Genomic DNA, 3,332 nt, shown 5'->3' on the forward strand with positions numbered 1-3,332 from the left:
TGGCCTCGGCCCGGTAACCGGTGTTGACGTGCATCTGCCCACAGCAGGTCTGCGCAGAGGGGAAGTCCACCTCGACCCCGAGCCGTTCGAGCAGCTCGACGGTGGCCTTCCCCGTCCCGGGAAAGGCGATGTCGTTGAAACAGGTCACGAACAGCGCAACCCTCACGGCGTCATCCTCCTCTCCTTGCGACCCACGCATCCTTGCGACTCACACTTGTGCCTCACACCGGTACCTGCCCGGTGACCATCCAATCCGTGACCGGAACGTACGTGAAGCCTGTCGGTCGGTCCGGTGCGGGGACGGCGGCGAGACGCGTAATCCGCCGGGGCGGTGTTCGGCCAGGCTGTCTGTCCGCAAGCTGACACCAGATCGGTACAACCTCTACCTCACGCCTTGCGACAGTCGCACTATCGTCGGACCGTGACGGCCAACACATCTTCGGCGCTATTTGCCGGAGTGGACACCGCCGCCACCGGACTCGCAACATCACGAGCAACCCGGTGACCACGATGACAGCGAGCCAGCCGTGGTTCGACGGACGGATGTCCGATCCACCGGTACCGGAATATCGGGATCGGTAACCATGGCGAGCATGATCCAGGAGCGGATCGACCGGACTCTGGCCCTGCTGTCGGACGCGGTCGCCTCCCAGGCAGCCGTCCTGATGGAACTGGAGAACGCGCCCGAACGTGCCCTGCTCGTCCCCGACCGGCTCACCGGCAGCACCCACCAGCGGGCAACGGCCGCGCTGAGCGCCCTGGCCGATGCCTGGCACTGGTACGGCATCCTCACCGACCTTGTCGAGCGGGCACGTGCCATCCGCGGGGACAAAGCCCGGGTGGACGCCCGCACCATCGACGAGCTGGACGCGTTGCTGCACAACCCGCTCACGCACCTGGGCATCCGCCCGGCGGATCTGGCCGGCCGCACCGACGGGGCACTACAGACCGTACGCACCTGCATCAACGAGATCGTGAGCGTCTGGAACACCCAGCTGACCGTCGTCGACACGGCCGAACAGCAGATCGCCGCTGCCGCCGCGATCGCCTCCCGGCTACGCCTGGACGACGAGGCGGGTCTGGCCATCGCCCGCCGCCTGCTGGCCGAGTTCTCCGAGCTGGCCGCCACCGATCCGCTTTCGCTGCCCGAGGGCCTGTCCGCACGTCTCGAGGCGGCAGTCGCAGCGGCCTGGACCGGGCTGGACGAGCTGGCCAGGCGGCATGACACCCTGCCAAAAGCGCTACAGGACGCGAGGGAACTGCTGGATCGCATAGTCGCCCTCATCGAGCAGGCGGCAGCGGACGCCGACCGGGCCCGTGGACGCATCCTGCGGCCAGGGACGTCCCTGGTCCGCCTGCCCGACGGGGTACTCGACGACGAGCGTCACGGCCTGCGGACCTGGCTCGACCGGTTGACCGCGACGGCGTCGGCGGGCCGCTGGAAGGAGGCGAGCAGGGGGCTCGACCGCTGGCGGGAACTCGCGGACGCCACGCTGATCTCCGCTCGTCGGGTCGCCGAGACCAACGCGGCCGTGCTGCGCACCCGCGACGATCTGCGCGGCCTCCTGGACGGCTGGCAGGCCAAGGCCGCCGGGCGGGGTGTCATCGAGGAACCGGAACTCGCCGACCTGTACCGGCAGGCCCGATCAGTCCTGTACACGGCACCGACCGATCTCGACCGGGCCGCCACGCTGGTGAGCGCCTTCGGCGCGGCGGTCGACCGCCGGTCCACGCCGGGCGGCTGTGCCGGACACGGCCCGGTCGGGCACGTACCGCCGAGCGACGATGCCAGCCGAAGCAGCGGTTCCAGCCCGAGCAGCAGTGTCAGCCAGAGCAGCAGCGCCGGCCAGAGCAGGGGAAGGGGGACCGAGCAGAAGTGAGCACTTCCCGGTCCGGTGGCGGCCCGCTGCCAGTCAGCGGTGGTCCCAGCAATGACGGTGCGCCCTGCTCCCAGCCGGGATGTGACGGCACCATCGAGGACGGCTACTGCGACGTCTGCGGGTTGCTGCCCGCTCCGGCCGTTCCCGGCCAACCGGATGCCGGCAACCGACCGGTGCCGAGCCAGCTGCTGAGACGTATGGCAGCAGGCCAGCCGTCCGGCGCAGCGGCATCCGGCGGGGTGGCGCATCCCTCCCCCGCCGTCCCGGTCGGCGACGGCGCCCCCTGCGCGCAGCCCGACTGCACCGGCACCATCGACGAGGGCTACTGCGACATCTGCGGGTTGGCGGCGACCTCGCCCGCATCCGGCCAGGACCTGCCAGAGCGCGACCAGGCGTCCATCGGCGCGCAAGCCAGCCCGCCGGCAGCGGGAGGCCGGAGCACGAGCGCGATGAGCATAGGCGCGCTGCAATCGAGTGGTACCGGGCCGGGCAGCCCGAGGCGTTCGCGGCGGAGTAGGAGATCCGGGTCGATCCCGTCGCGCAGCCGGCTCGGCGCCGGCATCGTCAGCGTCCCCGACGTGACCGTGCCCGATCCCGCGTCGATGGTGCTGGCCGATCCGCAGGTTCCCGAACGCAGCCGGCACTGCGCCATATGCAACGAACCGGTCGGGCGGGCACGCAGTGACACCCCGGGTCTACTGGAAGGTTTCTGCCCGAAATGCCGGCATCCGTTCTCGTTCGTGCCGAAGCTCGCGGCCGGGGATGTCGTCGGCCAGTACGAGATCGCCGGCTGCCTGGCGTTCGGCGGTCAGGGCTGGGTGTACCTCGCCCGTGACCGGGGCGTCGCCGAGAACTTCTGGGTCGTGCTCAAGGGCCTGCTCAACACCCATGACCCGCAGGCGACGGCCGCGGCCATCGCCGAACGCCGGTTCCTCGCCTCGGTCGACCACAGCAACATCGTGAAAATCTTCAGTTTCGTGGAGTGGCAGGGCAGCGGTTACATCGTGATGGAGTACGTCGGCGGGATGTCCCTGCTGAAGCTGCTCAAGCAGCGTTGGGAAGCCGCCGGCGGCCGGTCCGACCCGCTGCCGGTGACCCAGGCCATCGCCTACATCCTCGGCATCCTCCCGGCGTTCGGCTATCTGCACCGCCAGGGCCTGGTCTACTGCGACTTCAAACCGGACAACGTCATGCTCTCCGGTGATTCGTTGAAGCTCATCGACCTCGGCGCGGTGCACCGCATCGGCGATCCCGGCCTGTCGTACGCCACCCCGGGCTACCGGGCTCCCGAGGTGGCCACGGCCGGGCCGTCGGTCGCCTCCGACCTGTTCACGATCGGGCGTTCGCTGGCGACCCTGCTCCTGGACTTCCGGGGCAACACCACCACCTACTCCTACACGATTCCCCCGCAGGACGCCCACGAGGTGCTCGCGCGTCACGACTGTCTCCACC

3 protein-coding genes are annotated in these 3,332 nt (G+C 69.7%); 2 read left to right on the forward strand and 1 reads right to left on the reverse strand.

From position 1 onward, the window contains the following. A partial coding sequence (locus DD1DGNOD_RS24920; protein WP_206443419.1) for a (Fe-S)-binding protein occupies positions 1-199 on the reverse strand: 199 nt, incomplete at its 3' end. A gap of 385 nt (positions 200-584) precedes the next feature. On the opposite strand from DD1DGNOD_RS24920, the gene DD1DGNOD_RS24925 reads away from it, so the two are divergent. Together DD1DGNOD_RS24925 and DD1DGNOD_RS30270 are read left to right on the forward strand one after the other, a co-directional pair. Further along, positions 585-1,880, forward strand: a complete 1,296-nt coding sequence (locus tag DD1DGNOD_RS24925) for a hypothetical protein (RefSeq protein ID WP_131771154.1) — start codon at positions 585-587, stop codon at positions 1,878-1,880. Next, positions 1,877-3,332, forward strand: a 1,456-nt coding sequence (locus DD1DGNOD_RS30270) for a protein kinase domain-containing protein (protein ID WP_241255967.1), incomplete at its 3' end; no start/stop codon positions are given. The genes DD1DGNOD_RS24925 and DD1DGNOD_RS30270, both read left to right, overlap by 4 nt.

It is taken from the genome of Candidatus Protofrankia californiensis (assembly GCF_900634765.1).
In the GTDB taxonomy this organism is placed as follows: Bacteria; Actinomycetota; Actinomycetes; order Frankiales; family Frankiaceae; genus Protofrankia; species Protofrankia californiensis.

Coding starts and splice junctions, on each gene's coding strand:
- DD1DGNOD_RS24925 (WP_131771154.1), top strand. CDS start 585: ATGGCGAGCATGATCCAGGAGCGGATCGACCGGACTCTGGCCCTGCTG.